Source organism: Pseudomonas sp. FW507-12TSA, assembly GCF_058781435.1.
On record NZ_JBYSWT010000006.1, the window covers coordinates 117,150 to 143,401 of the forward strand.

Annotated in this window: 29 protein-coding genes; 11 read left to right on the forward strand and 18 right to left on the reverse strand. The window is 65.7% G+C overall.

Going from position 1 to position 26,252, the window contains the following annotated elements; all coding sequences use genetic code 11:
- Window positions 1-5: 5 nt before the first annotated feature.
- Both AC3WK8_RS08055 and AC3WK8_RS08060 read left to right on the forward strand, forming a co-directional pair.
- A complete protein-coding gene (locus AC3WK8_RS08055; RefSeq protein ID WP_103323889.1) occupies window positions 6-1,130 on the forward strand; it encodes an agmatine deiminase family protein in 1,125 nt (374 codons plus the stop codon).
- A gap of 140 nt (window positions 1,131-1,270) precedes the next feature.
- Window positions 1,271-1,729, forward strand: coding sequence for a GNAT family N-acetyltransferase (locus AC3WK8_RS08060; protein ID WP_103323888.1), 459 nt, complete (start codon window positions 1,271-1,273; stop codon window positions 1,727-1,729).
- A 123-nt stretch (window positions 1,730-1,852) separates the two neighbouring features.
- Here AC3WK8_RS08060 and AC3WK8_RS08065 read toward each other — a convergent pair whose 3' ends face one another.
- From AC3WK8_RS08065 to AC3WK8_RS08075, 3 genes are read right to left on the reverse strand one after another with little or no spacing between them, the layout of a single operon-like run.
- Complete coding sequence (locus AC3WK8_RS08065) at window positions 1,853-2,794, reverse strand: class I SAM-dependent methyltransferase (protein WP_085596565.1); 942 nt, start codon at window positions 2,792-2,794, stop codon at window positions 1,853-1,855.
- Between the two features lie 58 nt (window positions 2,795-2,852).
- Window positions 2,853-3,302 (reverse strand): DUF7832 domain-containing protein, encoded by a 450-nt coding sequence (locus AC3WK8_RS08070; protein ID WP_022643789.1) that lies wholly within the window; start codon window positions 3,300-3,302, stop codon window positions 2,853-2,855.
- 28 nt (window positions 3,303-3,330) lie between these two features.
- Entirely contained in the window at window positions 3,331-4,266 is a 936-nt protein-coding gene (locus tag AC3WK8_RS08075; protein WP_103323887.1) for an ankyrin repeat domain-containing protein, read from the reverse strand.
- 200 nt (window positions 4,267-4,466) lie between these two features.
- Between AC3WK8_RS08075 and acuI the strand changes: the two genes are divergently transcribed.
- Both acuI and AC3WK8_RS08085 read left to right on the forward strand, forming a co-directional pair.
- Window positions 4,467-5,450: an acrylyl-CoA reductase (NADPH) gene (gene acuI, locus AC3WK8_RS08080; protein WP_085596563.1), complete on the forward strand. Its 984-nt coding sequence runs from the start codon at window positions 4,467-4,469 to the stop codon at window positions 5,448-5,450.
- Between the two features lie 127 nt (window positions 5,451-5,577).
- The gene (locus tag AC3WK8_RS08085; RefSeq protein ID WP_103323886.1) at window positions 5,578-6,933 is read left to right on the forward strand and encodes an MATE family efflux transporter; all 1,356 of its coding nucleotides are present in this window, start codon (window positions 5,578-5,580) and stop codon (window positions 6,931-6,933) included.
- A 9-nt stretch (window positions 6,934-6,942) separates the two neighbouring features.
- On the opposite strand, the gene AC3WK8_RS08090 is transcribed toward AC3WK8_RS08085, so the two are convergent.
- Both AC3WK8_RS08090 and AC3WK8_RS08095 read right to left on the reverse strand, forming a co-directional pair.
- Complete coding sequence (locus AC3WK8_RS08090) at window positions 6,943-7,266, reverse strand: DUF2834 domain-containing protein (RefSeq protein ID WP_103323885.1); 324 nt, start codon at window positions 7,264-7,266, stop codon at window positions 6,943-6,945.
- A 13-nt stretch (window positions 7,267-7,279) separates the two neighbouring features.
- A complete protein-coding gene (locus AC3WK8_RS08095; RefSeq protein WP_103323884.1) occupies window positions 7,280-7,681 on the reverse strand; it encodes a DUF6713 family protein in 402 nt (133 codons plus the stop codon).
- Window positions 7,682-7,822: 141 nt separating this feature from the next.
- On the opposite strand from AC3WK8_RS08095, the gene AC3WK8_RS08100 reads away from it, so the two are divergent.
- The gene (locus AC3WK8_RS08100; RefSeq protein WP_053136225.1) at window positions 7,823-8,281 is read left to right on the forward strand and encodes a GNAT family N-acetyltransferase; all 459 of its coding nucleotides are present in this window, start codon (window positions 7,823-7,825) and stop codon (window positions 8,279-8,281) included.
- Window positions 8,282-8,297: 16 nt separating this feature from the next.
- A complete protein-coding gene (locus AC3WK8_RS08105) occupies window positions 8,298-9,119 on the forward strand; it encodes a helix-turn-helix domain-containing protein (protein WP_103323883.1) in 822 nt (273 codons plus the stop codon).
- Here the strand turns inward: AC3WK8_RS08105 and AC3WK8_RS08110 are convergent.
- Both AC3WK8_RS08110 and AC3WK8_RS08115 read right to left on the reverse strand, forming a co-directional pair.
- Window positions 9,116-9,817 carry a TetR/AcrR family transcriptional regulator gene (locus AC3WK8_RS08110; RefSeq protein WP_103323882.1) on the reverse strand — a complete coding sequence of 234 codons (702 nt, stop codon included), beginning with the start codon at window positions 9,815-9,817 and terminating at the stop codon, window positions 9,116-9,118. The genes AC3WK8_RS08105 and AC3WK8_RS08110 overlap by 4 nt on opposite strands.
- Window positions 9,818-9,949: 132 nt before the next feature.
- Window positions 9,950-10,324: a DUF2784 domain-containing protein gene (locus AC3WK8_RS08115; protein WP_103323881.1), complete on the reverse strand. Its 375-nt coding sequence runs from the start codon at window positions 10,322-10,324 to the stop codon at window positions 9,950-9,952.
- Window positions 10,325-10,459: 135 nt separating this feature from the next.
- Between AC3WK8_RS08115 and AC3WK8_RS08120 the strand changes: the two genes are divergently transcribed.
- The gene (locus tag AC3WK8_RS08120) at window positions 10,460-11,485 is read left to right on the forward strand and encodes a hypothetical protein (RefSeq protein WP_256592202.1); all 1,026 of its coding nucleotides are present in this window, start codon (window positions 10,460-10,462) and stop codon (window positions 11,483-11,485) included.
- 58 nt (window positions 11,486-11,543) lie between these two features.
- Here the strand turns inward: AC3WK8_RS08120 and ppnN are convergent, their stop codons facing one another.
- The 3 genes from ppnN to AC3WK8_RS08135 form a co-directional block, all read right to left on the reverse strand.
- Complete coding sequence (gene ppnN / locus AC3WK8_RS08125; RefSeq protein ID WP_022643799.1) at window positions 11,544-12,917, reverse strand: nucleotide 5'-monophosphate nucleosidase PpnN; 1,374 nt, start codon at window positions 12,915-12,917, stop codon at window positions 11,544-11,546.
- Between the two features lie 220 nt (window positions 12,918-13,137).
- Window positions 13,138-13,791 carry a suppressor of fused domain protein gene (locus AC3WK8_RS08130; protein ID WP_103323879.1) on the reverse strand — a complete coding sequence of 218 codons (654 nt, stop codon included), beginning with the start codon at window positions 13,789-13,791 and terminating at the stop codon, window positions 13,138-13,140.
- Window positions 13,792-13,842: 51 nt separating this feature from the next.
- Window positions 13,843-14,592 carry an SIR2 family NAD-dependent protein deacylase gene (locus AC3WK8_RS08135; protein WP_103323878.1) on the reverse strand — a complete coding sequence of 250 codons (750 nt, stop codon included), beginning with the start codon at window positions 14,590-14,592 and terminating at the stop codon, window positions 13,843-13,845.
- A gap of 164 nt (window positions 14,593-14,756) precedes the next feature.
- On the opposite strand from AC3WK8_RS08135, the gene AC3WK8_RS08140 reads away from it, so the two are divergent.
- Window positions 14,757-15,161: a response regulator gene (locus AC3WK8_RS08140; RefSeq protein WP_022643802.1), complete on the forward strand. Its 405-nt coding sequence runs from the start codon at window positions 14,757-14,759 to the stop codon at window positions 15,159-15,161.
- Between the two features lie 33 nt (window positions 15,162-15,194).
- Here the strand turns inward: AC3WK8_RS08140 and AC3WK8_RS08145 are convergent, their stop codons facing one another.
- Window positions 15,195-16,064 (reverse strand): isocitrate lyase/PEP mutase family protein, encoded by an 870-nt coding sequence (locus AC3WK8_RS08145; protein WP_031321513.1) that lies wholly within the window; start codon window positions 16,062-16,064, stop codon window positions 15,195-15,197.
- A gap of 447 nt (window positions 16,065-16,511) precedes the next feature.
- Here AC3WK8_RS08145 and AC3WK8_RS08150 point away from each other — a divergent pair, with 447 nt between their 5' ends.
- Entirely contained in the window at window positions 16,512-17,630 is a 1,119-nt protein-coding gene (locus AC3WK8_RS08150; RefSeq protein WP_085596553.1) for a saccharopine dehydrogenase NADP-binding domain-containing protein, read from the forward strand.
- 15 nt (window positions 17,631-17,645) lie between these two features.
- On the opposite strand, the gene AC3WK8_RS08155 is transcribed toward AC3WK8_RS08150, so the two are convergent.
- From AC3WK8_RS08155 to AC3WK8_RS08165, 3 genes are all read right to left on the reverse strand, one after another.
- Window positions 17,646-18,965: a YncE family protein gene (locus AC3WK8_RS08155; protein ID WP_103323877.1), complete on the reverse strand. Its 1,320-nt coding sequence runs from the start codon at window positions 18,963-18,965 to the stop codon at window positions 17,646-17,648.
- A 104-nt stretch (window positions 18,966-19,069) separates the two neighbouring features.
- Window positions 19,070-20,017: a sensor domain-containing diguanylate cyclase gene (locus AC3WK8_RS08160; RefSeq protein WP_103323876.1), complete on the reverse strand. Its 948-nt coding sequence runs from the start codon at window positions 20,015-20,017 to the stop codon at window positions 19,070-19,072.
- 3 nt (window positions 20,018-20,020) lie between these two features.
- Window positions 20,021-21,010 (reverse strand): response regulator, encoded by a 990-nt coding sequence (locus AC3WK8_RS08165; protein WP_103323875.1) that lies wholly within the window; start codon window positions 21,008-21,010, stop codon window positions 20,021-20,023.
- A gap of 662 nt (window positions 21,011-21,672) precedes the next feature.
- Here AC3WK8_RS08165 and AC3WK8_RS08170 point away from each other — a divergent pair.
- A complete protein-coding gene (locus AC3WK8_RS08170) occupies window positions 21,673-22,209 on the forward strand; it encodes a DUF4174 domain-containing protein (RefSeq protein ID WP_085596549.1) in 537 nt (178 codons plus the stop codon).
- Window positions 22,210-22,290: 81 nt separating this feature from the next.
- On the opposite strand, the gene AC3WK8_RS08175 is transcribed toward AC3WK8_RS08170, so the two are convergent.
- The gene (locus tag AC3WK8_RS08175; protein ID WP_103323874.1) at window positions 22,291-23,463 is read right to left on the reverse strand and encodes an aspartate aminotransferase family protein; all 1,173 of its coding nucleotides are present in this window, start codon (window positions 23,461-23,463) and stop codon (window positions 22,291-22,293) included.
- Window positions 23,464-23,566: 103 nt separating this feature from the next.
- Here AC3WK8_RS08175 and AC3WK8_RS08180 point away from each other — a divergent pair, with 103 nt between their 5' ends.
- Window positions 23,567-24,472, forward strand: a complete 906-nt coding sequence (locus AC3WK8_RS08180; protein WP_022643810.1) for a LysR family transcriptional regulator — start codon at window positions 23,567-23,569, stop codon at window positions 24,470-24,472.
- On the opposite strand, the gene AC3WK8_RS08185 is transcribed toward AC3WK8_RS08180, so the two are convergent.
- The 3 genes from AC3WK8_RS08185 to AC3WK8_RS08195 are packed head-to-tail and all read right to left on the reverse strand — an operon-like array spanning window position 24,469 to window position 26,235.
- A complete protein-coding gene (locus tag AC3WK8_RS08185; RefSeq protein ID WP_103323873.1) occupies window positions 24,469-24,975 on the reverse strand; it encodes an NUDIX hydrolase in 507 nt (168 codons plus the stop codon). The two genes, AC3WK8_RS08180 and AC3WK8_RS08185, sit on opposite strands and share 4 nt — an antisense overlap.
- Window positions 24,976-24,980: 5 nt before the next feature.
- On the reverse strand, window positions 24,981-25,688 hold the full coding sequence (locus AC3WK8_RS08190; protein WP_022643812.1) for an NUDIX hydrolase: 708 nt from the start codon (window positions 25,686-25,688) through the stop codon (window positions 24,981-24,983).
- Window position 25,689: 1 nt separating this feature from the next.
- Window positions 25,690-26,235 (reverse strand): adenylyltransferase/cytidyltransferase family protein, encoded by a 546-nt coding sequence (locus AC3WK8_RS08195; RefSeq protein ID WP_022643813.1) that lies wholly within the window; start codon window positions 26,233-26,235, stop codon window positions 25,690-25,692.
- Window positions 26,236-26,252: the final 17 nt, after the last annotated feature.

Genomic DNA, 26,252 nt, shown 5'->3' on the forward strand with positions numbered 1-26,252 from the left:
GACCGATGTCGACCCGACGTACATTCATCAAACAGGCCTCGCTGCTGGCCGGTTTCGCCGCCGTGACTACCCTGGGCCTGGGCGCCCGTCGGGTCTTGGCCCAAGAACAGGAACAGGAGGGCTGGGTCATGCCCGACGAAGGCGATCGTCACCAGCGGGCCTTCATGGCCTTCGGTGCCCAGGATGCGATCTGGGAAGATTTCACTGGCGATGTGCAGGAGGCCCAGGGCCGGATCGCCCGGGCGATTGCCGCCCATGAGCCGCTGACCCTGTTCTGCCGCGAGCATGAGCGCGGCCTGGCCGAGGAGCTGTGTGGCACTCGCAATGTCACCTATGTGATCACCGAGCTGGACGATATCTGGATGCGCGATATCGGCGCCAACTTCGTGGTCGACTCCCGAGGCGAGCTGGGCGCAGTGGACTTCAACTTCAACGGTTGGGGCAACAAGCAGCGCCATTCCCGGGATGCGCGCCTGGCACGCCAGGTCGCCGATGGCGCGCGCGCCACCTACTTGCGCAGCGAACTGGTGGGCGAGGGCGGCGGTATCGAGGTGGATGGCCACGGCACCGGGATCATGACCGAGAGCAGCTGGATCAACCGCAATCGCAACCCCGACTGGAGCAAGGCCGAGGTCGAAGCCGAGCTCAAGGCTTGCCTGGGCCTGCGCAAGATCATCTGGCTGCCGGGGATCAAGGGGCACGACATCACCGATGCCCACGTCGACTTCTATGCGCGCTTCGCGGCTCCCGGGGTGGTGGTGGCCAACCTCGACAACGATCCGGACTCCTACGACCACGCGGTGACCCGCGCGCACCTGGAGATCCTGCGCAACGCCACCGATGCCGATGGCCGCAAGCTCAAGGTGCACACCCTGTCGCCGCCCTTGAATCCGCGCAAGAGCCGTTTCAGCCGGGGCAACCAAGACTTCGCCGCGGGCTACATCAATTACTTCGTGATCAACGGCGCGGTGATCGCCCCGGAGTTCGGCGATCCCGTGGCCGACGCCAAGGCCCACGACCTGCTCAGCCAGCTCTACCCCGGGCGCGAGGTGGTGCAGCTGGATATCGATGCCATCGCCGCAGGCGGGGGTGGGATCCATTGCGTCACCCATCAGTTGCCAGCGTTGTGAGGTGCTGGCAGGCGAGGGCAAGTGGTCTGCTGTTGAAATTAGAATTGGCCTGCTACAACAGGCCGTTAGCTGCCTAAGCTGGCGCTCTTCGATATCCCCGGGAAGCAGTGTTGTTTCCGGTTTTTCATGAGGAGAGCGTCATGGGCGAGCAGCAACAGACGGTAGTGGTACGGGCCATCCAGGCCGAAGATCGGGAGCAATGGCAGCAATTGTGGCTGGCTTACCAGGATTTCTATCAGGTAAGCCTTTCGGAACAGGTGAGCCAGCGCACGTTCGAGCGTTTCTTCGACCCCCGGGAGCCGGTGTATTCGGCGGTGGCGGTGCAAGGTGGCGAGTTGGTGGGGTTCGTCAACTCCGTGCTGCACCGTTCGACCTGGGCCGCCACGGACTTCTGCTACCTGGAGGACCTGTACGTGGCGCCGCAGGTCCGTGGCGGCGGCACTGGCAAACAGCTGATCGAGTGGGTCCAGGCCTTTGCCCGCCAACACGATTGCGCACGGCTGTACTGGCACACCCACGCCACCAACAAGCGCGCGCAAAAGCTCTACGACTGGGTGGCGGACAATTCGGGATTCATCGAATACCGGATGCCACTCTAACCCCGCGCCGATCCTGAAAGCTCATGCCGAGCTGGCGAGGCTGCGCCCGGGCGCGCAGCGGCCGTAAAAAGGACGATGCGGTCGATCAACTGCGCCGCCAGGCTGGCCCGGTGGCCGCCACGGCTACGCTGGCTGGTTGAACACCAGGGCCTTCAGGCCGCATTGCGCATCGGCATCGGGAAATTCCGGCGGGTTGTCCAGGCGCTGTTCGAAACGCAGCCCTGGCGCGGCCTCGGCCATGCCGTCCAGCAGGAACTCCACGCTGAACGCTGGATCGTTCATGCAGGCCAGCACCCGGCCCGTCGGCGTCAGCAACTCCGGCAGGCGCCGCAGCACTCGCGCGTAGTCCTTGCTCAGCACGAAGCTGCCTTTCTGGAAGGAGGGCGGGTCGATGATCACCAGGTCGTAAGGGCCGCCTTGCTTGACCTTGCCCCAGGACTTGAACAGGTCATGGCCGAGGAAGCTCACCCGGCCCAGGTCGTGGCCGTTGAGCCGATGGTTGTCGCGGCCACGGCTCAGGGCCGCCCGGGACATGTCGAGGTTGACCACCTTCTCGGCCCCGCCGGCGATCGCCGCCACCGAGAATCCGCAGGTGTAGGCGAATAGGTTCAGCACCTTCAGGCCCTGGGCATTGGCCCGCACCCAGTTGCGCCCGTAGCGCATGTCGAGGAACAAGCCGTTGTTCTGCTTGCTGCCCAGGTCCACCCGGTAATCCAGGCCTTCCTCGGTGATGGTGCAGGATTCCACCGGCTCGCCCAGCAACCATTCACCGAGGCTGTCGGGCAGGTAGCGGTGTTGCAGCATCAGGCTGGTGGCGCCGCTGGCCTGCCACTGCGCAGTGGCGCCCAGGTCCACCAGCAGCTGTTTCAAGGCAGCCAGGTCCCCGGCTTGCACTTCCTTGAACAGCGACACCAGCAGCACGCCTTGCAGCCAATCCACGGTCACTTGTTCCAGGCCCGGCCAGCAGCGCCCGCGCCCGTGGAACAGGCGCCGGGTTTCGCTTGGGGCGCTGGCCAGGGCGTCCAGCAGGTGTTGGTTGAGGGTGGCGAGGGCTTGAGGGTTCATCGGCGCGACCGGCAATTTTTCGGGGCGGCATTTAACCACAATTGCCGGCCGGCGCGGTTCAGTCCAGGTGTTCCGGGCGGCCCATGGCTCGCCATTGCGCCAGCCGGCCATCGAGCACCGGAGCGAGCAGGTCGTAGTTGCTCCAGCTGTTCTCCACCCGGTAGATCGTATCGGGGACTGGTGCCAGGAGCTGCTCATAGTCCTCGCTGTAGCGGACGTTGCTGTCCTTTCCCGCATAGTAGGCAGCAGCGAAGGCATTGCCTTCGGCGTTGAAGTCTTCGTCGTAGAGCCTTTCATCGAGCATCTTGAACAGGAACTCACGGCCATCGAGTTTGCGTGAACGTAGCTGCGCCAGTTCCTCGGCGGCATCTTCTTCAAGTTCTTCGCTGGCAAAGCCGTTGAGCAGCATCCAGGCCAGGAACAGGCCGATATGGGTGCCCCCGGCGCTGGGCGGCAGGTCGCTGGGAAAGTCCCCGCCGTAATGCCAGGAAGCGTCGTCGTATTTCATCGGGCATGGGTCCTTGTGTACATGCGATTCAAAGAATGGTGTTTTCCCATTTCTCGGTGCCGGCCAGGCGCCGCTTGACGTTGTCGATCCGCCATTGCCCGGCCGCCAGCTTGACCAGGAAACGATACTCGTAGCGCAGCCTGCGCGAAGCGGGGTCGCGGATCAGCACTTCGGCCTGGCTCGGCTTGAGCAGCTGGCAGGCCAGCAGTTCGTTGTCCTTCGAGTAGGTGGTGGGCGAGCCATAGGAGGCGCGGGTATAGGCCCTGTCGCGCAGGGTGCAGAAGCGCTCCAGCAACTGCCGGGGCTCGGCCCAGAAGTCCTGGTCCAGGCCGTCGCGTGCCTGGGCCTTGCCGCGCCGTTCCCAGGCCTCCACGGCCAAGGTATAGGCTCGCACCTGGGTGATCGGGTCGCTGCTGCTGTGGGCATCGGCCGGCAGATCCGGCCACGGCAGGTACGGGGACGGTTGCGCTGGAGGCTGTTCCCCGGCACCGGCTTGTGCCAGCAACTGCATGATTCGCCCATGGCCCTTGTCTTCGGCCAGGGACCAGGCGTTGCGCTGCTGGAAGTCCAGCAGTTGGGCATCGGCCCCGGCCTGCAGCAGCAGGCTGACCATCTCGGCATGGCCGCCCTGGGCGGCATTCATCAAGGCACTGCGCCGCAGGTCTGGGGAGACCTGGTCGAGGGCTGCGCCGTGTTCGATCAGCAGCTTGGCGATGGCGCAAGCACCGTTGCCGGCAGCCCAGGACAGCGAGCTGTAGCCCAGGGCCTTGCAGGGTTGTTGCGGGTTGGCGCCACGCTGCAGCAGCAATGCCACGGCGGGCAGGCGGCCGGCGATGGTGGCCGCCAGCAGCGCGGTGCGGCCGGTTCCCTTGTGCTTCCATTCGATGTCTGCGCCGGCATCCAGCAGGCGGGTCAGTGCGGCGAGGTCGCCACGGGCAGCGGCTTTTTCCAGAAGGTGGGACAAGGTCGGGAATCCGTTCGATCAACAAAAACTCGGGCGCAATGGTAACGCCGCGATGCCCGGGTTTGCCATGTCGGTGTCAACGTGGACGCTACGCGGGGCCTTGCGTAGGATGGCGCCTTCGCCGGCATGTCCCTGTGCCGCGCTGGTGCCCCCGGCCTTTGCCCGTTGCCGACAGACCACTTTCCAAGCAGGAGTCCCGGATGTTCAACGCCATTGTGATCGACAAAGACACTGCAGGTTATCGCGCCGATATGACGCAGCTGGAAGACGCCCGGCTGCCCCCGGGCGAGGTCAGTGTGCAGGTTGCCTACAGCACGTTGAACTACAAGGACGGCCTGGCGATCACCGGCAAGAGCCCGGTGGTGCGCCAGTTCCCCATGGTCCCCGGCATCGACCTGGCGGGCACCGTGGAGTCCAGCAGCCACCCTCGCTTGAGGGCAGGCGACCAGGTCTTGCTCAATGGCTGGGGCGTGGGCGAAAGCCATTGGGGCGGGTTGGCGCAGAAGGCTCGGGTGCAGGGCGACTGGCTGATCCACCTGCCGCAAGCCTTCACCCCGCGCCAGGCCATGGCCATCGGCACGGCCGGCTACACCGCCATGCTGTGCCTGATCGCCCTGGAACGTAACGGCCTGCGCCCGGGGCAGGGCGAGGTGCTGGTCACCGGCGCCAGTGGCGGGGTCGGCAGCTTTGCCGTGAGCTTGCTGGCACGCCTGGGCTACTCGGTGATCGCGGCCACCGGCCGCCCGGAAGAGGCCGGTTACCTGCGGCAACTGGGGGCCTGCCAGGTGATCGAGCGTGCCGAGCTGTCCCAGCCGGGACGACCACTGGCCAAGGAACGCTGGGTGGCGGCCATCGATTCGGTGGGCAGCCATACCCTGGCCAATGTCTGCGCCGGTACCGCCGCCGATGGCCTGGTGGCCGCCTGTGGGTTGGCCCAGGGCATGGATTTTCCGGCCTCGGTGGCGCCTTTCATCTTGCGTGGAGTCAGCCTGTTGGGAATCAACAGCGTGACCCGGCCATACCAGGAGCGGGTCCATGCCTGGCAGCGGTTGGCCGCCGAGGTCGACCTCGAGCACCTGGAGTTGATCACCCGCGAAGTGGCGCTGGGCGAGGCCATCGGTGTCGCCGCCGAGTTGCTCGAGGGCAAGGTCCGTGGGCGGGTGGTGGTCAACGTGAACCGCTGACCGGCACTGGCCATAGCGCGTGCGGCCATCCCGTGCGCCTGCCGAACCGTCGAGCCTGATAATCGCGGTCGGTCATACCCGGGGCCCGTGGCCCTTTTCATCGCCCTGATTCGAGGTTGCCCGTTCCATGTCCATTGCTCCCCAGCGACCGCTCTGGCAGGTGTATTTGCTCTTCCTGCTGCCCATGGTGCTGTCGAATTTCCTGCAGTCTTTCTCCGGCACCCTCAATGGCATCTATATCGGCCAGCTGTTGGGGACCCAGGCCCTGGCGGCCGTGTCGGGCATGTTTCCCATCCTGTTCTTCTTCATCGCCCTGGTGATCGGCCTGGGTGCGGGGGCCTCGGTGCTGATCGGCCAGGCCTGGGGCGCCCGGGAGCTGGATGCGGTCAAGTCGGTGGCCGGCAGCACCCTGTTGCTCGGGGCCATGATCGGCCTGGTGGGAGCGGTGCTGGGCATGCTCTTCGCCCGGCCGGTGCTGCAGGGCCTGGGCACGCCGGCGGACGTGCTGGATGACGCGGTGGGTTATGCCCGGGTGATGATGCTGATCTTGCCGTTGCTGCTGGTCTTCGTGCTCTTCACCCAGTTGCTGCGAGGCGTCAGCGATACCCTGTCGCCCTTGCTGGCGCTGATCGTCTCGACCCTGGTGGGCCTGCTCCTGACCCCGGCACTGATCCAGGGCTGGCTGGGCTTGCCGGCCCTGGGGATCCAGAGTGCGGCCTTCGCCGGACTGGCCAGCAACATCATCGCCATGGGCTTTCTGGTCTGGCGCCTGCGGGGCCAGCCCCATCCGCTGGCCTTCGATCGGGCGCTGTTCGCGGCGTTGAAGCTGGACCGGGCGATCCTGGCCAAGGTGCTGCGCATCGGCCTGCCCACCGGAGTGCAGATGGTGGTGATCTCGCTGTCGGAGCTGGTCATCCTGGCGCTGGTCAACCACCACGGTTCCCAGGCCACCGCGGCCTATGGCGCAGTGACCCAGATCGTCAACTACGTGCAGTTCCCGGCGCTGTCGATCGCCATCACCGCCTCGATCCTCGGGGCCCAGGCCATCGGTGCCGGACAACTGCAGCGCATCACTCCGATCCTGCGCACCGGGTTGCTGATCAATCTGTGCCTGACCGGCGCCCTGGTGCTGCTGGGCTACCTGATTTCCCACTGGCTGCTGGGGTTGTTCATCATCGACCCGGCGGCCCTGGTCCAGGCGGGGCACCTGTTGCACATCATGTTCTGGAGCCTGCTGGTGTTCGGCTTCCAGGCGGTGATCGGCGGCATCATGCGCGCCAGCGGTACGGTGCTGATGCCGGTGGCGATCTCGATCTTCTGCATCCTCGGGGTGCAGTTGCCGGCGGCCTACTTGCTGGATGCGCAGTTCGGCCTGCAAGGGGTGTGGATGGCGTTCCCGGTGGCCTACCTGGCGATGCTGGTGCTGCAGGTCAGCTACTTCAAGCTGGTCTGGCGCCACAAGCAGATCCAGCGCCTGATCTGAGCCCCGGCGTCAGCCGTTCCCGGGCTGGCTTCGGTCCCGCCAGCCGCAGACCACCAGGTACAGCAGCGGGCCGATGGAGACGAACACGGCGGTGAGCAGCAGGTAGGGCCATACCGAACTCGCCGATCGTCCTCGGGCGCGGGCGTCGCGCAGCATCCACAGTCCGGCCAGGATGGCCATCAGGTACAGGTCGATCACCACTTGCGCGGTGTCCGGGCGCGACAGCAATTGCAAGCCGAACTGCAGCAGCGATTGCTCGGCCTGCATCAGGGTGAACAGCGTGTAGCCGCTGAAAACCAGCAAGGCCAGGAGCGCGGGGTAGGGGCGGGGCATGAGTGTTCCTCGATCAGGGGCGGTGGGCATTGGCGAATCGCGGATGCCGGGTTCCCAGGTCCAGCAGCAGGTAGCCCAGGCCGGCAGCCGCCCAGGCATGGATCAGCCCCTGGGACAGCAGCGAATCGAACAGGTACAGCGGGTGCTCTTGCAGGCGGTAATGCAGCCCGGCATGGATTACCGCGAATCCGGCCAGGGCCTGTCGGGTAATGCGCCGAAGCCGGGCCCGAGGGAGTCCGGCCAGGGCCATCAAGGCGAGGCCCAGGGGCACGTGCAAGGCGATGAACAACTGCTGGGCCGGCGCTGGCTCGAGGTCGCGCAGGCCATAGAGCAGGCGCCATTCGGCCTGGGCCACGGCGTCCAGTTCATGGCCGGCGAACAGCGCGACACAGAGCATCCAGAAGGTGGTTTTCACGGTAAAACTCCTTGAACAACGTCATGCAAACAGGCTAAGTGGCGAGCGCTGCGCCACTCAATGACCCCGCAGGTCATAGACAGCCGCGCACCGATGCGTTGTGCTAAAGCCCGTGCCCCTCTCTTCAAGGACCGAACGACCATGAGCAACCACCAGCCGAACCCAGCAGCCGGCGCTGGCCGAACGATTCGCCTGGCCGACCCCACGGACGTGCCGGCCATGCTCGAGTGCGATCCCTACGCCCGCCAGCATCCGGCCCGGGGGCGGCAGGTCGACCAAGCCGTTGCACGGGGCGAGGGCTGGGTCGAGGTGGCGCAGGGGCAGGTGGTTGGCTACCTGCTGCTCAACCATGATTTCTTCGAATACGGCTTCGTCGCGCTGGTGGCCGTGGCCCCCTGGCAGCAACGCCAGGGGGTGGCGCTGCGCTTGCTCCTGGCTGCCGAGCAGGCGTGTCGTACCCCACGATTGTTCATCTCTTGCAACCAGTCGAACCAGGCCTCCCGGGCCATGATCGCCAAGGCCGGGTTCCACCCCAGCGGGGTGATCGAAAACCTCGACGAGCAGGATCCGGAGCTGATCTTCTGCAAGACCCTGGGCTGAGGGCGGAGCGCAACGGATGACCGTCTCCATGACCGATACCCTCGAGCATTCCCGCATCGACCGGCAGGCCGTAGGCATGCAATTACGCCGGCTGCGCCATCAGGCGCGCCTGAGCCAGCTGGACCTGGCCTTGCAGGCCGGCTTGTCGCAACGGCACCTGAGTTGCGTCGAGACCGGTCGGGCACAACCCAGCCCGGCCTTGTTGCAGCGTCTTCTGGATACCCTGGAAACGCCCCTGGAAGTGCGCAACCGGGTATTTCTCGCCGCCGGCTATGCGCCGCGTTATGCCGCGCTGCCATTGAGCGATCCGGGGTTGGCCCCGGTGCGCACGGCGTTGCTGCATTTGCTGGAAGCCAACAACCCCGCGCCGGCGATCGTCATCGACAGCGGCTGGCAGGTGCTGGCGGCCAATCGGGCGACCCAGGCGCTGTTCCAGTTGCTGGGCCTGCCCCGGCAAGCACTGGGCGAAGGTTTCAACCTGCTGGTGACGCTGTTGGCGCCCGCAGGCTTGGGTGATTGCCTGATCAATGCCGAGCAGATCCGCCAGGTGGCCTGGCAACGGGCATCCCGGGAGGCTGGCGAGGCTCCCGGCTTGGCGGCGCTGCTGGCGACCCTGCCGGTGCCTTTGGCGGTGGATGCGGCCGAAGTGTCGGCGCCGCTGTTGCTGACTCGGGTCCGTGGGCCCCAGGGCGAACTGCGGTTCCTGTCCACCTTCACCACCTTCGGCATGCCCCAGGACATCACGGTCGCCTCGCTGCGCATCGAACACCTGATCCCGGCCGACGAAGCCACCTGGCAGGCCCTGGGCGAGGCCTGCGCGCAGCTGGCGCAACCTTAGACCGCCAGTGCCCGGGCCGGCCGGTCCTGGCCCATGCCCGAAGCGCCCACGGCGCCGGCCAGGATCATCCGGGTCAAGGTCCTGGCGACGTCCTGGAAGTCGGCGTCGCTGGGCTCGCCACGGCCTTGGATCAGGGCGATCTGCCAGCCGAGGGTGGGATAGGTCTGGGTGGTCGCTGCGATGAACAGCAGCAGGTGCTCCGCAGCGACGGCCTGGATCAGGCCATCCTCGATCCAGCTGCGCAGGCAGGCGATTTCGTTCTGTTGCTGGGCATGCAGTCGCTGGCGCCAGCTATCGGGCAACTGCTGCGCACCATGGAGCAGTTCGCTGCAGAGAATCTTCGAGCGCAACGGGTATGCCTGCACGATTCGCAGCCGCGCGGTGATATGGGCGGTGAGCGCGGTCGTCGGCTCGGCGTTGGCGGCCAACAGGGCCGAGGCCTGGCCCAGGGGCTCGAGCAACGGTTCGAGGACCTCGGCGTAGAGGTTCTCCTTGGTGTGGAAGTAGTAATACAGGTTGGCCTTGGGGACTCCGGCCCGCAGGGCGATGTCCAGGGTCTGGCAGGCGCTGAAGCCCTTGGCGGCGAATTCGTTGCAGGCCGCGTCGAGGATCAGCTGCCGATGGCGCATGCGCGACTGGCGTTCGCGGCGCGGCGGCGGTTGCGGGCGTGATTGCGGGGATGCGGGAGAGGCGGGCATGGGGCGATCTCGTGATTCGATAGCGAAATATACAAAACTATATAGCGACGTGCCTGTGCCAGTTGCGCAGGCCTGGATGGCCTGCCCGTGCGTTTTGCGGAAAATCGGGGCCAGTGGCCGGCCCCGCGGGCTTCAGCCGTGGCGCCGGCGCAGCCAGCATCGGAGCAGCCAGGCGTACACCGACAGGTTGATCAGCAGCACCACGGCGCCGAGCCACAACTGGATGCCCGGGGTCAGCCCCGCGGGGTAGATCAGCGGGATCAGGTAATGCTCGATGAATCCGGCGGCGTAGCCCTGTTGTCCGGCGGCATGGCGCAGCAGGTTCTCCCAGCGGGTCAGCGGGCATTCCAGGTGCCCGACTTCCACGGCCACGCCCCAGGCCGCCGCCGGCAGGTGCAGCAGCATCAGGCGTGGCTGGCGCAGCACCAGCAGGCCGCCCAGCAGTACGAAGAGGATGAAGGACAGGTGGAACAGCACCAGGCTGTCGGCGGCGATACGGTAGAGCATGAAGGTTCCTTGGGCAGGGCGGCAGGTCCGTGGCGCGAGCGCGCGGGCAATATACCTGTGTCGCGCTACCTATACTGGAAAAAGGTCGGCGCGGCTCGGATGGGCGCGGCGCCGCCGATAGCGGAGGGACGTGCCGTGTGTTCACAGGCGCTGGGTGCCGGTCGAGGTCGAACCTGGTTGTTCGTCCTGGGCTTGCTGGTGTTGGCCGGTTGCGCCAACCGCGGTCCCGAGCCCGTGGCGCCGGCTCCGGTGGCCCCGGCTACCTGGCGCCAGGTCGACCGCGCCTTGCTGGAGGCCTCCGCTCGCGCCACCGCACAGGCCGAAGTCTACGCCCAGGGTTCCATGGAGCATTGGCGGACCCGGGTCTACCAGCAGACCGACGAGAGCTTCATCCCCTGGTTCAGCGGCTACTGGACCCAGGAATGGCTGGCGCTGAAGGTTGGTTGGTATTCGCTCAACAGCCGGGGCGACAGCGAGCAGGCTTCCAGGCGCCTGGCGCTATACCTGCAGGAGCAATACCAGCAGCGGGTGCTGGCGCCGGTGGCGCTGGAGATCGATGCCGACCAGATCACCGCCCAGGCCATGGAGTTCTACGTGCAGCAGCTGCGCCTGCAACTGACGCAGGTCAGCACCCGCCTGCAGTTGCCGGCGGCGCAACTGGACCAGCACCTGGAAGGAATCATGGCCATCGACCTGGGACCGCAGGCGAGCCAGCGGGCCAGCCTGCGCCAGTTGTTGCAGGTCGAGCCGATCGTCCGGTTGCCGGCCTACGGGCCGTTGCTGCAGCAGCTACGCCTGCCCGAGCAGGCCACTGGTATTTCGGGCGTGCCCCGGGTAGCACAACAGACCAGCGAAAAACTCCAGGCCCAGTTCGCCGGGCGTGGGGTCGCCGGTGCCGTGGCCGCTGCAGTAGGGCGTGTGGCCGGGGCGTTGATCTCGGTAGGGGTGGCCGGCGTCCGGGCGCTGGTCCAGGACGACGCTCGGCCCGACTTGCAAGCCCAGACCCGCCGGGACCTGGGCGAGGCATTCGACCAGGCCTGGCTCAGGCAACTGCATGATCCGCAACATGGGGTCATGGCCGGGGTGTATTACCTCGGGCGCCAGCTCGAAGGCCAGTTGCAGTCGCCAGCCGAATCAGCGGAGGTTGGCGCCGTGCCTTGATCGAGGTACGAACCGCGCGCCATGGGCTGACGCGCGGCGGTGGGGCGGGTTTCGGGGCTCAGCTGACCACGCGATAGCAGGGCACGTAGGCGGCACCACCGGGCAACTTCATGCGGTGCTGATCGACGAAGGCTTTGAGCAGCTGGTCCAGCGGCTGCATGATCGCCGGGTCGCCATGGATGCTGTACGGGCCTTTCTGCTCGATCAGGCGGATGCCCTGGTCCTTGACGTTGCCGGCGACGATGCCGGAGAACGCCCGGCGCAGGTTGGCCGCCAGTTCATGGGGGGGCAGGGCATGGCTGAGTTGCAGGTTGGCCATGTTTTCGTGGGTCGGGTCGAACGGGTGCTGGAAGCCTTCGTCGATCTTCAGCAGCCAGTTGAAGTGGAAGGCGTCGTTGCGCTCGCGGCGGAACTGCTTGACGGTCTTCAGGCCCTCGGTCATCTGCCGGGCCACTTCGGCCGGGTTGTCGATGATCACCTGGTAGTGCTGGCCGGCCGCTTCGCCCAGGGTCGCCAGGACGAAGGCGTTGAGCTGCTCCAGGTACGGCGCCGCGCTCTTGGGCCCGGTGAGGATCACCGGGAACGGCAGGTCGCGGTTGTCCGGGTGCATCAGGATGCCCAGCAGGTACAGGAACTCTTCGGCGGTGCCGGCGCCACCGGGGAAGATGATGATGCCGTGTCCGACCCGGACGAAGGCCTCCAGGCGCTTCTCGATGTCCGGCAGGATCACCAGCTCGTTGACGATGGGGTTGGGCGCCTCGGCGGCGATGATGCCCGGCTCGGTCAGGCCCAGGTAGCGGCTGCCGTTCATGCGCTGCTTGGCATGGGCGATGGTGGCGCCCTTCATCGGCCCCTTCATCACGCCGGGGCCGCAACCGGTGCAGATGTCCAGCTTGCGCAGGCCCAGCTCGTGGCCGACCTTCTTGGTGTACTTGTACTCGTCGGTGTTGATCGAGTGGCCGCCCCAGCACACCACCAGCTTGGGCTCCACGCCGGGACGCAGGGTGCGGGCGTTGCGCAGCAGGTGGAAAACGTAGTCGGTGATGCCCTGGGAGCTCTCCAGGTCGATGCGCTGGCTGTCCAGTTCGTTGGCGGTGTAGACGATGTCGCGCAGGGCGCTGAAGAGCATTTCCCGGGTGCTGGCGATCATCTCGCCATCGACGAAGGCATCGGCCGGAGCGTTCAGCAGCTCCAGGCGCACGCCGCGATCCTGCTGGTGAATCCGTACTTCGAAATCGTGGTAGGCGTCGAGGATGGTCTTGGCGTTGTCGACGTGGGCGCCGGTATTGAGGATGGCCAGGGCGCACTGGCGGAACAGCGTGTAGATGCTGCCGGAACTGGCGGCGCTCAGTTGTTGCACTTCACGTTGCGAGAGGGTCTCCAGGCTGCCTTTCGGGCTGACCGAAGCATTGATCACATGTCTTTGCGGCATTCATCCATTTCCTGAAAGCGGCGCCACCGATCCCGGGGGCGGGGGCGCGAAAGAGCGGGGCAGTGAACGGGGCCGCCCGTATCCGGGGGCTGGTTTCCAGCGGCAGGGCAAGAAAGCGGCGATCGCTGCGAGGGTGTTCGCTCTTTGAATCTACCTCATGACGACCCGTCGTGGCGGGAAAAATGATGAGGCGTGCCCTTGCCCCCGGGTTTCGGGCGCATCACAGGATGCTGGCGCGCCGTGGATCGATCACCGGCGAGGCACCGGCCTGGGTCAGGCGCTGGAGCAGCTCGGGGTAGCCTTCAGCCTGCGCCCAGGTGTGTTCCGCTGCGGTCAGGCCCACCAGTTGCAGGAAGTCGAAACGCCCGCAGAGCAGTTGCTGGGTCTCGGGAAACCCCGGCGCGGCGATGAACAGCACGCTCTCGACCAGGCTGCCGGCACCGTCGATGGGGTTGCCCAGGCGCATGCGGTCCCACTCGTCCAGCAGCGGTCGCTCGCCGAAGTGACCGGCAGACAACAACAGTTGGTAGGCGCAGAAGTGGCGCAGCAGGTACAGCGCCCATGGCGATTGCTCACGGGTTTCCAGCAGTAGCTCGCGACCCATCCCGGACCAGCCGTCCGGCTCGGGTTGCTCCGCGTGCCAGGCATTGGACAGGCCCGAGGTGACGTACAGCCAGCTCTCGCGTCGGGCATTGGGGGGCGACTCGAAGACCCCATGGGTCAGCCAGCGCGGATCGACTTCGGCGTCGCGGAACAGGCTCGGGTCCAGGGGGTAGATCCCGGGGCCGAGGTCACCGAACAAGCTCCGGTAGATCTGTTCCTCGCGCTGTTCCCAGGCCGCTTCGAACCATGAAAAGTCTTGGGTATCCGACATCTTGAAACATCCTTGAAAGCAGAGGGTGGCCCACTGCGGGCCACCCGGAAATCAGGTAAAGGCCTGCTGTAGCAGTTGTGGCAGCACCTGCCCGGCCTTGCCCGCCAGGTGGTATTCCCCGGGGGCGCTGCCGGGTTGCGGCTGCGGGTTGATATGCACCACGCAGGCGCCTTGCTGCAGGGCCAGCTGGGGAATCTGCGCCGCCGGCTGCACCAGCCCGGAGGTGCCCACCGACAGCAGCAGGTCGCACTCGCGGGCAGCCTGGAAGGCGCGCTTGAGGGCCGCCTCCGGTAGCGCTTCGCCGAACCACACCACGCCGGGGCGCAGCTTGCCATTGCAGCCGGTGCAGCGTGGCGGCTCCAGGCGCGCGCCGCTCTCTGGCACGGATGGCATGGGCAGCGCGCCGCTGAAGGGCCGGTTGCAGGCGAAGCACTTGGGGCTGTGCAGGCTGCCGTGCAGATGCAGCACATCGACGCTGCCGGCACGTTCGTGCAGGTCATCGACGTTCTGGGTGATCAGGGTCAGGCGCGGCAGGCGCCGGCCCAGTTCGGCGATCGCCAGGTGGGCCGGATTGGGCTGGGCCGCGAGCACCTTCTGGCGCCGCCATTCGTACCAGCCCCAGACCAGCGCCGGGTCGTCGCGAAAGGCCTGGACCGTGGCCAGGCGCGCCGGATCGAAGTTTTCCCAGAGGCCGGTCAAGGCATCGCGAAAGGTCGGGATGCCACTTTCCGCCGAGACTCCGGCGCCGCTGAATACCACCAGGTGCCTGGCCTGGGCCAGTCGCTTGGGATCGAACTCCATGGAAAGAACCACCTCCGTTTTCAACCACGGCACCACTTGGGTGGCGCGTGCGGGGCTGGCATTATCCGCCGACGGTCGCGGCAAGTGAATTTATCTTCGCGCCTTCGCTCATAAGTGTGTCGGCGGCTTGGCTCGCCCATCCAACTTGCCAGGGAGTGTGATCCATGTATTCAGCTTCGCCCATCGATAGCGACGCCTGCGGGCGCTTGATCCTGGTGGTGGAGGACGAGCCGACGGTGCTGGAGTTCCTGTGCGAGATCCTCGAGGACGAGGGCTACGCCACCCAGGCCCTGGACAGTGCCGACCAGGCCTGGGAATTCCTCCACGAACGGGCCGCGGACGTGGCGCTGCTGCTGACCGATATCACCATGCCTGGCCGGCTCAATGGCGCAAGCCTGAGCAACCTGTGCGGCGAACACTTACCGGGGATGCCGATCGTGGTGATGTCGGGGTACGAGACTCCCGAGAGTTCCGGGGTGCGCTATCCGGTGTCCTTCATCCGCAAGCCCTGGACCATAGGCCAGGTCCTGGATTGCGTGGAAGGCGCGTTGAAATCGGCCCAGGGTTGAGGCGTTGCGCCTCACCCCGGCCAATTGCCGGTGTTACTCCTTGACGCTCATGAACTCCCGCGCCCAGACGATGTACTCCTCGGGCTGGGTGTAGGTGTGCGCCAGTTCGGTGGCGCTCAGGTCCGAGGCCTGGGTGAAGATCTGCCGCTGTTCGCGCAGGCAATCGTAGGTGGCCTTGATCGCCGCGAAATAGGCGGCGTGGCCATCCACCGCGATCTTCACGCCCAGCTGGGCCAAACGTGCGTCGTCGCGCAGCGCCGGGTTGCCGTAGGTCACCAGCATCAGCGGCACGTTCAGGTGCTCGGAGATCTGCTCCAGTTGTTCGAAATCACGGATGCCGACCATGCAGATGGCATCGGCGCCGGCGCGTTCGTACTGCTGGGTGCGGCTGATGATTTCCTGCACCGGCAGGATCCCGGCGTTGGTCCGGGCGATGATCGCCAATTCCGGATCGACCCGGGCCTCCAGGGCCGCGCGGATCTTGCCCACGCCTTCGGCGACGGATATCAGGTCGGTGGACTTGCGGCCGAATTGCGCCGGCAGCAGGGTGTCCTCGATGGTCAGCGCGGCGATGCCGGCGCGCTCCAGCTCGACCACGGTGCGCATCACGTTGAGGGCGTTGCCGTAGCCATGGTCGGCGTCGGCGATCACTGGCAACTGGGCCACACGGCCGATGCGGGTGGCCTGCTCGGCGAACTCGCTCAAGGTGATCAGGGCGAAGTCGGGGGCCGCCAGGACCTGCAGCGAGGCCACGGAACCACCGAGGATACCGACCTCGAAGCCCAGGTCGGCGGCGATCCGGGCGGACATCGGGTCAAACACAGAAGCGGTGTGATAGCAGGAAGATGAGGCGATCAGTTCACGGAAACCGCGGCGCAAATCTTGATGGGAAAGCCTGGACATAACAGCTCCGAGATGGGATCGAGAGATCGACCTTCGGGTCGAATCGAATTTTGCAATCAGTTCCCTTGGCGAGCCGATGATCGAAAGGCTCGCAGCGAAACGTTGGTTGGGCAGATGAAGGTGAAGCAGGGGGGTAGCAAGGCGTCTTTATCCCGCTTGATTGAATGAAGCTGCGGGTTTGTTATGCGAGGCCGACATAGCGGGACGAGGCTAACACGCTCCTGGGCCGTAGAGGATGAGGAATTTGCATAGCATTATGCCGGACTGGCATTGGCAATTTTTTAGCAACTTAATGTTACAAGTGTTCCGCGCGGCCCTGTCGGGCCCTCGCCGGAAGGTATCCGGCGGCTGCCGGCACTTGTCGCTCCAGGGCAAATCGCGGAAGCTGCCGCGCCGCAAGGTCCGCTCATCCAGCGGCGCAACGTATTTATTTCAGGGATGCAGGTAATGACGCTCAGAGTGTTGGTGGTCGGTGGTTATGGCAATTTTGGCAGCATCATCTGCCGCTACCTGATCCACCGTCGGGGCTTGCACCTGGTGGTTTCCGGACGTGACCCGGCCCGCCTGGAGGCCAAGGTCCAGGCCTTGCGCGCGGAGGGCGGCCAGCCCTGCGAAGGCTGGTGCGGCGACGCCATGGGCGAGGAGTGGGCACCGGCGCTCAAGCGCCTGCAGATCGATTGGGTGATCCACACCGGTGGACCGTTCCAGGGGCAATCCCATGCCGTGGCGCGCGGCTGTATCGAGGCCGGGGTCAATTACTGCGACCTGGCCGACTGTCGCCAGTTCGTCGCCGGCATCGCGGCCCTCGATGCCCAGGCCCGGGCCGCCGGGGTGGTGGTGCTCAGCGGCTGCAGCTCGGTGCCGACCCTGTCGACGGCGATCATCGATGAGCATCGCCAGCGTTTTTCCCGGATCGAACGTATCGAACATGGCATTTCCTCCTCGGCGAAGATGCCGGGGCTGTCCACCATCCTCGGCGTCCTGGCCTATGCCGGCCGGCCGATCCTGCAGCTCAAGGACGGCCGGCCGCACCCGGTGATCGGCTGGCAGGGCCTGACCCTGCGCAAGCTGCCAAGGCTGGGCACACGCTTGGTGGCCAATGTCGATGTGCCGGACCTGGATCTGTTCGCCGCCCGTTATGGCGCCCATACCCTGTCGTTCAAGGCGGGTGCCGGGCTCAAGGTCGCCGGGCTGGCCAATGCCTTGCTGGCCCAGGCGGTGAAGCTGGGGCTGGTGCGCGACCCGGCGCCCTGGGCTACGCGCCTGCATCGCTGCGGAACCTGGTTCGAGTGGCTGGGCGATGGCTTGAGCGCCATGTACGTCGATGTCCATGGCCTGGGCCAGGACGGCCAGCCGTTGTCGATGAGAGCGCAACTGACCGCCGCCAACGATCATGGCCCGGAGATCCCCAGCTGCGCAGCGGTGGCGGTGATCCTCAAGGTGCTCGATGGCCAGCCGCTGCTCCCGGGGGCTCGCGCCTGTGCCGGTGAGGTCAGCCTGGAGCAGTACCTGCAAGCCATCGACGATCCGGCCAACCTGCAGATGCAGGTCGAGTTCTCGCGTTAGCCGGGCTGAGCTTTTTCACCATAGAAGCGGCTTGGCCAGGTCCTTCCAGAACAACCAGCGCTGCACTTCGTGGTGCGCGCCGGTGCCGATCTGCCAGTCCGGGCGGCCACGGTCCAGTTCGATGCGCACGATGATCCCGGCGTAGGTGGCGGCCACCAGGGTCTGGCCGTCGGGGCTGATGTCCATGGCGCACAGGGTCGAGCCGACGTAGTGCTGCCAGCGCTCCTCGCCGGTTTCGCTGAAGGCCCGCAGGTAACCGTAGGCATCGCCGATGATGAACTCGTCGCCCCGCGAGGCCGCGGCGTATACCCGGGCACCCTCCTGCAGCACCGGTGTGCGTGGGTCGTCGCTGTAGAAGTCGGTGACCAGCCCCGGCAGGTCCGCCACCGCGACGCCCAGGCTGGCACCGCTGTAGAAGTGGCAGGCATTGAGCAGCAGGCGGTCGCCGCGCTGGTTGAAGCAGGCGAAGTGCGGGTATTCGCTGCCGGGTCCGATCTCGGCCACTTGCTGCAGTTGGGCATCGAACACCAGGTGCGAACTGCTTTGCTCGCCCACGGCGATCCACTGGCCGTCGGCTGAAATCGCCCCGTGCTCCATGTCCAGGTCCAGGTTGAGGTCCTCGGCGGCGACTCCCTTGGCCAGGTCCTGGCGCAGCTCTTCCAGGTTGCGCAGCAGGCGGGTGGCGCCACCGGCATGGAGGACGAAGATGCCATCGGCACTGACCAGCAGCACCCGCTGGCCGTCGGGGAAGGGGATCAGGCGGCTGGGAGTGGCGCGTTCGCGCAGCTTCAGGTCCGCGGGCAATCCGGCGAGCCGCTCGGGCCAGGCGAAGCTCGCCACCTGTGGGCCGTCCCAACCGTCGGTGACCTGGATGCCTTCAGCCCGGGCCCAGGCGAAGTAGCGGCGCTGCGGGCAGGCGCCGAAGTACTCCACCCGGTCCAGGGTCCGGACGCGATCGTTGTCGATGTGCACCACCGAGCCCGCCTCGTAGGGCGCGCCGATCCGCGCCAGCAGGCTGCCGTCGGCCAGCAGGGCGAGGGCCGGGATCATCTGGCCCTGGTCGTCCAGGCGTGGCGTCAGGGGAAAGTGCGCCGGCGGCCAGGCCTGGCGAAAAGCCTGGCGCGTGGCTTGGTCCCATGGGCCCGCGTTGTTCTCTTCCAGGGCTGCCTGCCAGGCCGGTAGCAGGTGCTCGGTGGGTGGCAGGTAGGGCTCTTGCAGGTTGTCCCAGCCTTCACGCATGCCGGTCTCGACATAGCGGTTGATGTCCTGGGCATAGCGGTGCACGGCGTTGTGCCATTGTTCCTGGGCGTTCTGTTGCGGCGTGGATCGAGACATGCGCGTGGCACTCCTTAATAGCGCGGGCAGGCAAGTGGACTGCGGATTGACCGCCAAGGCCGGGAATTTCTCCTCGCCCCGAGGGATTTTTTTTACCGGGCGGCTCAGGCAGCGTGGGTGCTGATCCGGTTGCGTCCGGCATGCTTGGAGGCGTACAGCGCGCGGTCCGCCCATTCGACCAGGCAGCGGTGGTCGCGGGCGGTGTGATCCAGGCAGGCGATGCCCAGGCTGATGGTGAAGGCGATACTCTGGCCGTGGTGGACCACGGCCTGTTGCTCCACCGCCTGGCGCAGGCGCTCGGCCAGGGCATGGGCGCCGTCCAGGTCGGTGCGCGGCAGCAGGATGGCGAACTCCTCGCCGCCGTAGCGCCCGGCCACGTCGCTGTCGCGCAGGTGCTGGTGGATCAGCTCCGAGAGGCGTTTGATCACCGCGTCGCCGGCCTGGTGGCCGTAGAGATCGTTGATCGACTTGAAGTGGTCGATGTCCAGCATCAGCAGGGCGGTGGTCCTGTCGTGGCGGGCATATTCCAATTGCAGGCGCTGTTCCCAGTGGCCCCGGTTGTAGAGCTGGGTCAGGTGGTCGGTGCGCGACAGCTGTTGCAGTTGCTGGTTGGCCTTCTGCAGCCCCAGATTGTTGATCGCCACGTCGGTGAGGTCGTAGATCACCAGGCACACGTGGTGGATCTCGCTATTGGACGAGCGCAGGGGCAGCAGCGTGGTGTTCTGGTACATGAACTCGCCCTGGCCGGTGATCGGCTGGTAGTTCTTGAAGCGCACCAGGTACGGCCGTTGTTTCCAGATGGTGAAGGCCGGCGTGCCGAGGGCCACCACCCGCCCGACCTTGCGGCTGAACCAGGGGCGCTCGACTTCCGGGAACAGCTCGAAGAACGAGCGGTCGATGGCCTGCTTGGAGGCCACGCCGGAGCGGTTCTCCATGAAGCTGTTCCACACCTGGACCCGGCATTCGAGGTCCAGCACGACGATTCCCACGTCGATGCCGTGGACCACCGCCAGCAGCCAGTGCAGTTCACTGAAATCCATTCGTTTGGGCATGGTTCAACTCATCAGGTAGGCGAGTTTCTGTTCCAGCAGGGCCAGGGAGTCCTCGGTGAACAGCAATAGCAGGTCGAAGTGGATGTTCTGCTCATCCAGGCTGTAGCTGATCTCCACGGCCTGGGTGTTCTTCCAGCGTTGCTGGTTGAGCACGATCAGCTCGTCGATGGCGGTGTGCTCCCCGAGTACCTGGGGATGACCCACGGAAAAGAACACGTCCAGTTGCTCGGCGATGCTGCTCAGGCAGACACCGATCAGCACGCTGGACAGGTCGATCAGCACTTCCATTTCCTGGTAGGGGTCGGTGCCCTGTTCGATCAACTGGGCGATGTCGGCCACCGAGGAATCATGGAATATCAGCAGCGCCTCGCCGGCGATGCCGCTGCCGATGTAGCTCTGGCAGATGGCGGTCAGTTGCCGCGAGCGATTGGCGTCCGTCAGCAGCATCTGCAGCTCGCCGGCCTCCAGGATGTTGACGTGCGGGACCGGCAGGTGCACGAACACATCCAGGACCTTGGCGATCAGTGCCGCGGCGTAGCCCATGGAGACGTTCACAGTCTCGCGAAAGGCATCGCGAAAGGTCACCACCGGTGCCGGCGACGGATCGGGCACCGGCTTGCTGCGCCCGTTGTCCAGGAGCTCCAGCTCGTGGAGCAGGCTGCGCAGTTGCTGGGGATCGAAAGGTTTCTTGAGGAATGCCCGGGCACCCAGCTCCCGGGTCAGGCGTACCGCTTCCTCTTGCACGTCGCCGGAGATGACGATGATCTGCGTGTCGATGCCTTCTTCCTGCACGGCGCTCAACACCTGGTAGCCGTCCATCACCGGCATGGTCAGGTCCAGCAGCGCCACCTTGCCCAGTCCCTTGCGCAATGCCTCCAGCCCTTCGCGGCCATTGCAGGCCTGGGTCACGGATACCCGCCATTCGCCGGGCAGGGTACGCAGCACCTGCTTCCTGGCCATGCTCGAATCGTCGCAGACGAGGAGGGGAATCATCGGGATCGGACGCTCATTCGAATAAATCCGCAGTTGGATAGTGTTCGGGAATGTAACGAGTTGCCGTTTGTATTGTGTTTGTTACGGGCTGTCCGTGCCGCGCCGAACTATAGAGCGACGGATAATGAAAGAACAAGTAGTGGGTAATCGGGTTGTTTGTTCCAGATCATTGTTCGGTGTAGTTGCCTGGAGGCGCTTGTATAACTTGCGTCAGGCCTGGCGCTGCTTGTCGACAGCTAAGTGGAGCGGCGATGGCGCCGAAGAGTGGCCCCTCTAGTTAAATGAACCGGTTCGTTAATGACTGTTTTCTGGCGTTTATAAAATGACACTTCGTAAATAACTTTAAAGCGTTCAGGACTGGTTGGTTAGTTGTCGCAAGTGTGTGTGCTTGTCGAGGCGAAGAATTAGGGGTGTCATATTGCAGGCTGTTATTCGAGAAGCACTTGAAGACTACGCCAGGTAGTAGTGGCCAGGCAGGTTTCGCTGCTGTTACAGAAGGCGGGGAGTCGATTGGCAAGCGTGTCGGCGGTCCTGCGCCGCCTGGCGTGGCCCAGCCGGGCCGCGGGTGCCGGGGTTAGAAAAATGTCAGATTTTGAGTCGTGGCCTGGACCTTTTCCCGCAATGCGCAATCATTACTGCGTGGAAAATATAAGGAGAGACGCATGTTCATTCGGTCATTGACCCTCGCAACTCTGCTCGCTGTCGCAGGCCCCGTCCTGGCTGCCGACAACGATGGCCCACTGGCCCAGGACCTGGGCAAATCACGGCCATTGATCGTGATCGCCCCCAGCAGCGTCGACCCGACCCTGGTGAGCTTGAAGAAGTCCCTCGAGGAGCCTGCCAATCGCCAGGCCTTCAACGAACGCAACATGGTCCTGTACACGGTGCTCAATACCATCGGCCAGCGCGATGGCAAGGACATCGACCCGCAATCCACCATGGCCCTGATCCGCAGCCTCAAGCTGGGCGCGGGGGCCCAGACCAAGGTGATCCTGGTGGGCAAGGATGGCGAGAAGAAGCTGGAGCATTCCGGGGCCATCGAACTCAAGGACGTGTTCAGCGCCATCGATCAATTGCCGGCGGCCGAGAAGCAGGCGGCCGCCCCGGCCCCGGCGCCGGAACCCCAGGCCAAGCCAGCCAATGCCAAGGCTGGCAAGCAGGCCAAGCCCGCAGCGGCGCCCCAGGCCCTGGACGACTGAGCCAGGTGTCAGCACCTGCCGGGAGCTAACTGCGTTAGCCCCCGGCATTGCTCCGCGCAGCGGGATGTTTCCCGCAGGCGCTCATGGGCGATCCAGCAACTGGCGCAATGCCTGGACGATCGTCCGTATCTCGTCCTCATCGATCACCAAAGGTGGCAGCAGGCGGATGGTCTTGCCCCGGGTGACGTTGATCAGCAGCCCATGATCCCGGGCGGCAGCCTGCACCAGGTCCGGAGCCGGATGCCGCAGTTCGAGCCCGATCATCAAGCCCAGGCCACGAATCTCCAGCACCTGCGGATGCCCCGACAGTTCCTCGCGCAACAGCTTGAGCAGCAACGCGCCCTGGCGTTCGGCGTTGGCCAGCAGGCCCTGTTCCTCGATGATCTCCAGTACCGTGCAGGCCACCCGGCAGGCCAGGGGATTGCCGCCGAAGGTACTGCCATGACTGCCGGGGGTGAACAGTTGCGCGGCCTTGCCCCGGGCCAGGCAAGCGCCGATGGGGATGCCGTTGCCCAGGCCCTTGGCCAGGGTCATCACGTCCGGCACCACGTCTTCGTGCTGGCAGGCGAACCAGCGGCCGGTGCGACCGATACCGCTCTGGATCTCGTCGAGCATCAGCAGCCAGTTGCGCCGGGAGCACAGCTCGCGCAGTGCCTTCAGATAACCTGCTGGTGCCAGCTGGATGCCGCTCTCGCCCTGGATCGGCTCCAGCAGCACCGCGCAAATGCGTGCGCCATGGCGGCTGGCGGCCTGCTCCAGGGCCGCCAGGTCACCGAAGGGCACCTTGAGGAAATCCCCGGGCAATTGCCCGTAGCCCAGGCGTACCGCCGGCCCGTCGCTGGCCGACAGGGTGCCCAGGGTACGGCCGTGGAAGGCGTTCTCCATCACCACCACCAGCGGTTGCTCGATGCCTTTGTACCAGCCATGCAGGCGCGCTAGTTTCAGTGCGGTTTCGTTGGCCTCGGCCCCGGAGTTGTTGAAGAACGCCCGGTCCATGCCGGCCAGCGCCGTCAGCCGGCCCGCCAGTCGCTGCTGCCAGTCGATGCTGTACAGGTTGGAGGTGTGCAGCAGCAGTCCGGCCTGCTCGCTGATGGCGCTGACCAGGCGCGGGTGGGAATGACCGACACCGGTCACGGCCACGCCGGCGATGGCGTCCAGGTATTCGCGGCCGGCCTGGTCCCAGAGGCGGGTGCCCAGGCCTTTGCTGAAGTTCAGGGACAAAGGCTGGTAGGTACTCATCAGGGCGGCGCTCATGGCGGTTCACTTCCATCACGGGTGGGGGTGTCGCCAGTATCGTTAGCCAGCCAGGCTAGATAAACTCGGCAGATCTTTAATCATCTTGAAGCAGGGCTTGATAATGGATCTGTTCCAGGCGATGTCGGTATACGTCAAGGTGGTGGAGGCGGGGAACATGACCGCCGCCGCCCGGGAGTGCGGCCTTTCCACCACCATGGTGGGCAATCACCTGCGGGCCCTGGAGCAACGCCTGGGGGTGCGCCTGCTCAACCGCACCACTCGCCGCCAGCGCCTGACCGAGTTCGGCACCGAGTATTACCAGCGTTGCCTGGCGGTGCTGGGCCTGGTGGCCGACTCCGAGCACTTGGCGGAGCAGGCCCAGGGCACGCCGTCCGGGACCTTGCGCATCACCGCGCCGGTGACGTTCGGCACCGAGCGCCTGGCGCCGGCCCTGAGTGAATTCCGCCAGCGCTGCCCGGAGGTCAAGGTCGAGCTGAACCTGGCCAACCAGCGCTTCGACCTCACCGATGGCACCTTCGACGTGGCCATCCGCCTGGGCAACCTGGACACCAATGCACTGATTGCCCGGCCATTGCAGGACTACACCCTGACCATCTGCGCCGCGCCGCAATACCTGGAGCACCATGGCACCCCGCAGGTGCCCGAGGACCTGGCGCAGCACAACTGCCTGGCCTTCGCCTTTCCGGCGGGAGACGAGTGGAGTTCCACCGCGACCCAGTGGCCCTTGCACGGGCCCGAGGGGGATGTGCTGATACCCGTGTCCGGCTCATTGCTGGCCAATACGTCCTCCGGCCTGCATCGCGCGGCGCGGGGCGGGTTGGGGATCGTGATGATGCCCGATGCGCTGGTGGAGGAAGACCTGCGCCAGGGGCGGCTGGTGGCCGTGTTGCAGGACTACCAGCTGCCGCTGCGGGCGATGCACCTGCTCTATGCCCAGGACCGCTACCGGTTGCCCAAGCTGCGCAGTTTCGTCGAGTTCGCCCTGGAGAAGTGGGGGCGGCCCTAGCTCGCTTCGTGGGCCAGCAGCATCATCGCCGCCGACAGGGTATGGCCGTCGGTGATGCGCCCGGCGGCGATCATCGCCAGCAGTTCCTGGCGGCTGACCCACAGCACCTTGTCCACTTCGCCATCGGTGGCGCCGGCCTGCTGCTCGGCGATTTCCACCTGGCACACGGCAACGGCACTGGCGATCAGCGAGGTGTTGCTGTGCAGCAATCCCAGCTGGCGCACCTGCGATGCCTGCCAGCCGGTTTCCTCCTGCAGTTCACGGGCGGCGGCATCGCAGGGGCTTTCGCCGGCATCGATGGCCCCTCGTGGAAACTCGATGGACTGGCCGCCGATGGCCCGGCGCCTGAGGTCGACCAGCATCAGCCGGCCATCGGCCAGGGTCGGTATGGCGACCACGCCGTTCACCGCCTGGGCCTCCTTGATGATGAAGTAGCCCTGCTCACGGACCACCCTGAAATAGGGGGTTTGCAGCAGGCACTGGTTATCGGGGTTCGAACTCATGTGGGTCACTCCAGGAAGCAGCGATCGAACAGGTACACCTGCTCGGGTTTGAGGTTGTCCAGGGTCGCCTGGGGGCGGCCGCCGTCGCCGCTCTTCTTGCGCCCGGTGTCGCGCAGGTAGCCGGCTTCGCTCATCTTCAGCAGGCGTTGGCGGATGCTGGTCTTGAGCACCGGGCGTTGCAGCACGGTGGAAAAGATCGCCACGGCCTCGGGGGCACTGAATTCGTTGCCGAGGAACATCAGCGGCAGGCTGCTGTACAAGGATTTGGACAGCAGTCGTTCATGGGCCTGGGCCACCAGGCTGTTGTGGTCGAAGGGCAGCTTGAAGGCGCCGCTGGCCACTTCCCGCAAGCTGAAGAAACCTTGCTGCGGGCCAGGCTGCACGGGTTCGCTGGCGATCCCCAGGTAGAAGGTCGAGGACGACCAGCAGCGCGGATCGCGGAAGGCATCGCCCACCGTGCCCACCTGTTCCAGCCAGGCCAGGGGCATGTCCACCTTGCTCGAGCGGCGCAGGCGTTCCACCGCGTCGTTCAGGCTGCGGTCCTCGACATCGCCGTTGACCACGATCCCGGGCAGCGCCCAGTGCCCGGCGAAGGGCTCGCTGTCCCGCTGGTGCAGGAGGATGTCCAGTTCGCCGCTGTCACGGTTGTAGCGCAACAGGCACAGGTCGATGGTGTGCAGGTAGGCGTTGGCGAGGGTGGGGCGGTCGTGCATATCAACTTCCGTGGACGGCGTAGAGGCCGTAGTTTAGCGGATTCATCCCCGGAGCCAGCCACTGGCTGGGCGGTGTTTCGCCACGAGCCAGGTATTGGCGCAAGACCGTGCTGCGCACGCCGGGCTGTTCCTCGATGCGCAGGATGGAAAAGCGCTGCAGCAACTCCTGGCCGCGATGGAACCTGGGCAGCTGCTGCGCCACATCTTCACCGACCACCAGGGCGATGCGCTTGCCCTCCAGGGCCAGGTCGTCGGCCAGGCGCTCGAGCAGGGTGATGCTGTACACCGGGCCGGGATCGGCCAGCGCCAGTGTCTGCTCCAGGCGGCTCACCGCCAGCTCGGCCGGGCATTGCGCTTGCAAGTGTCCGGTGATGGCCTGCAACCAGAGTGCGCGTTGTTCGAAATCGGCCATGCGCTTGCCGTCGGGGTGGCGGAAGCTGGGCACCACCAGGACGCGCCGGGCATGGCGAGCAGCCTCGAGCATCACTTGGGCGTGTCCGGCGTGGGGCGGATTGAAAGCGCCGCCATACAGGGCCAGTTCGAACATCGGCTAATCCTCAATTG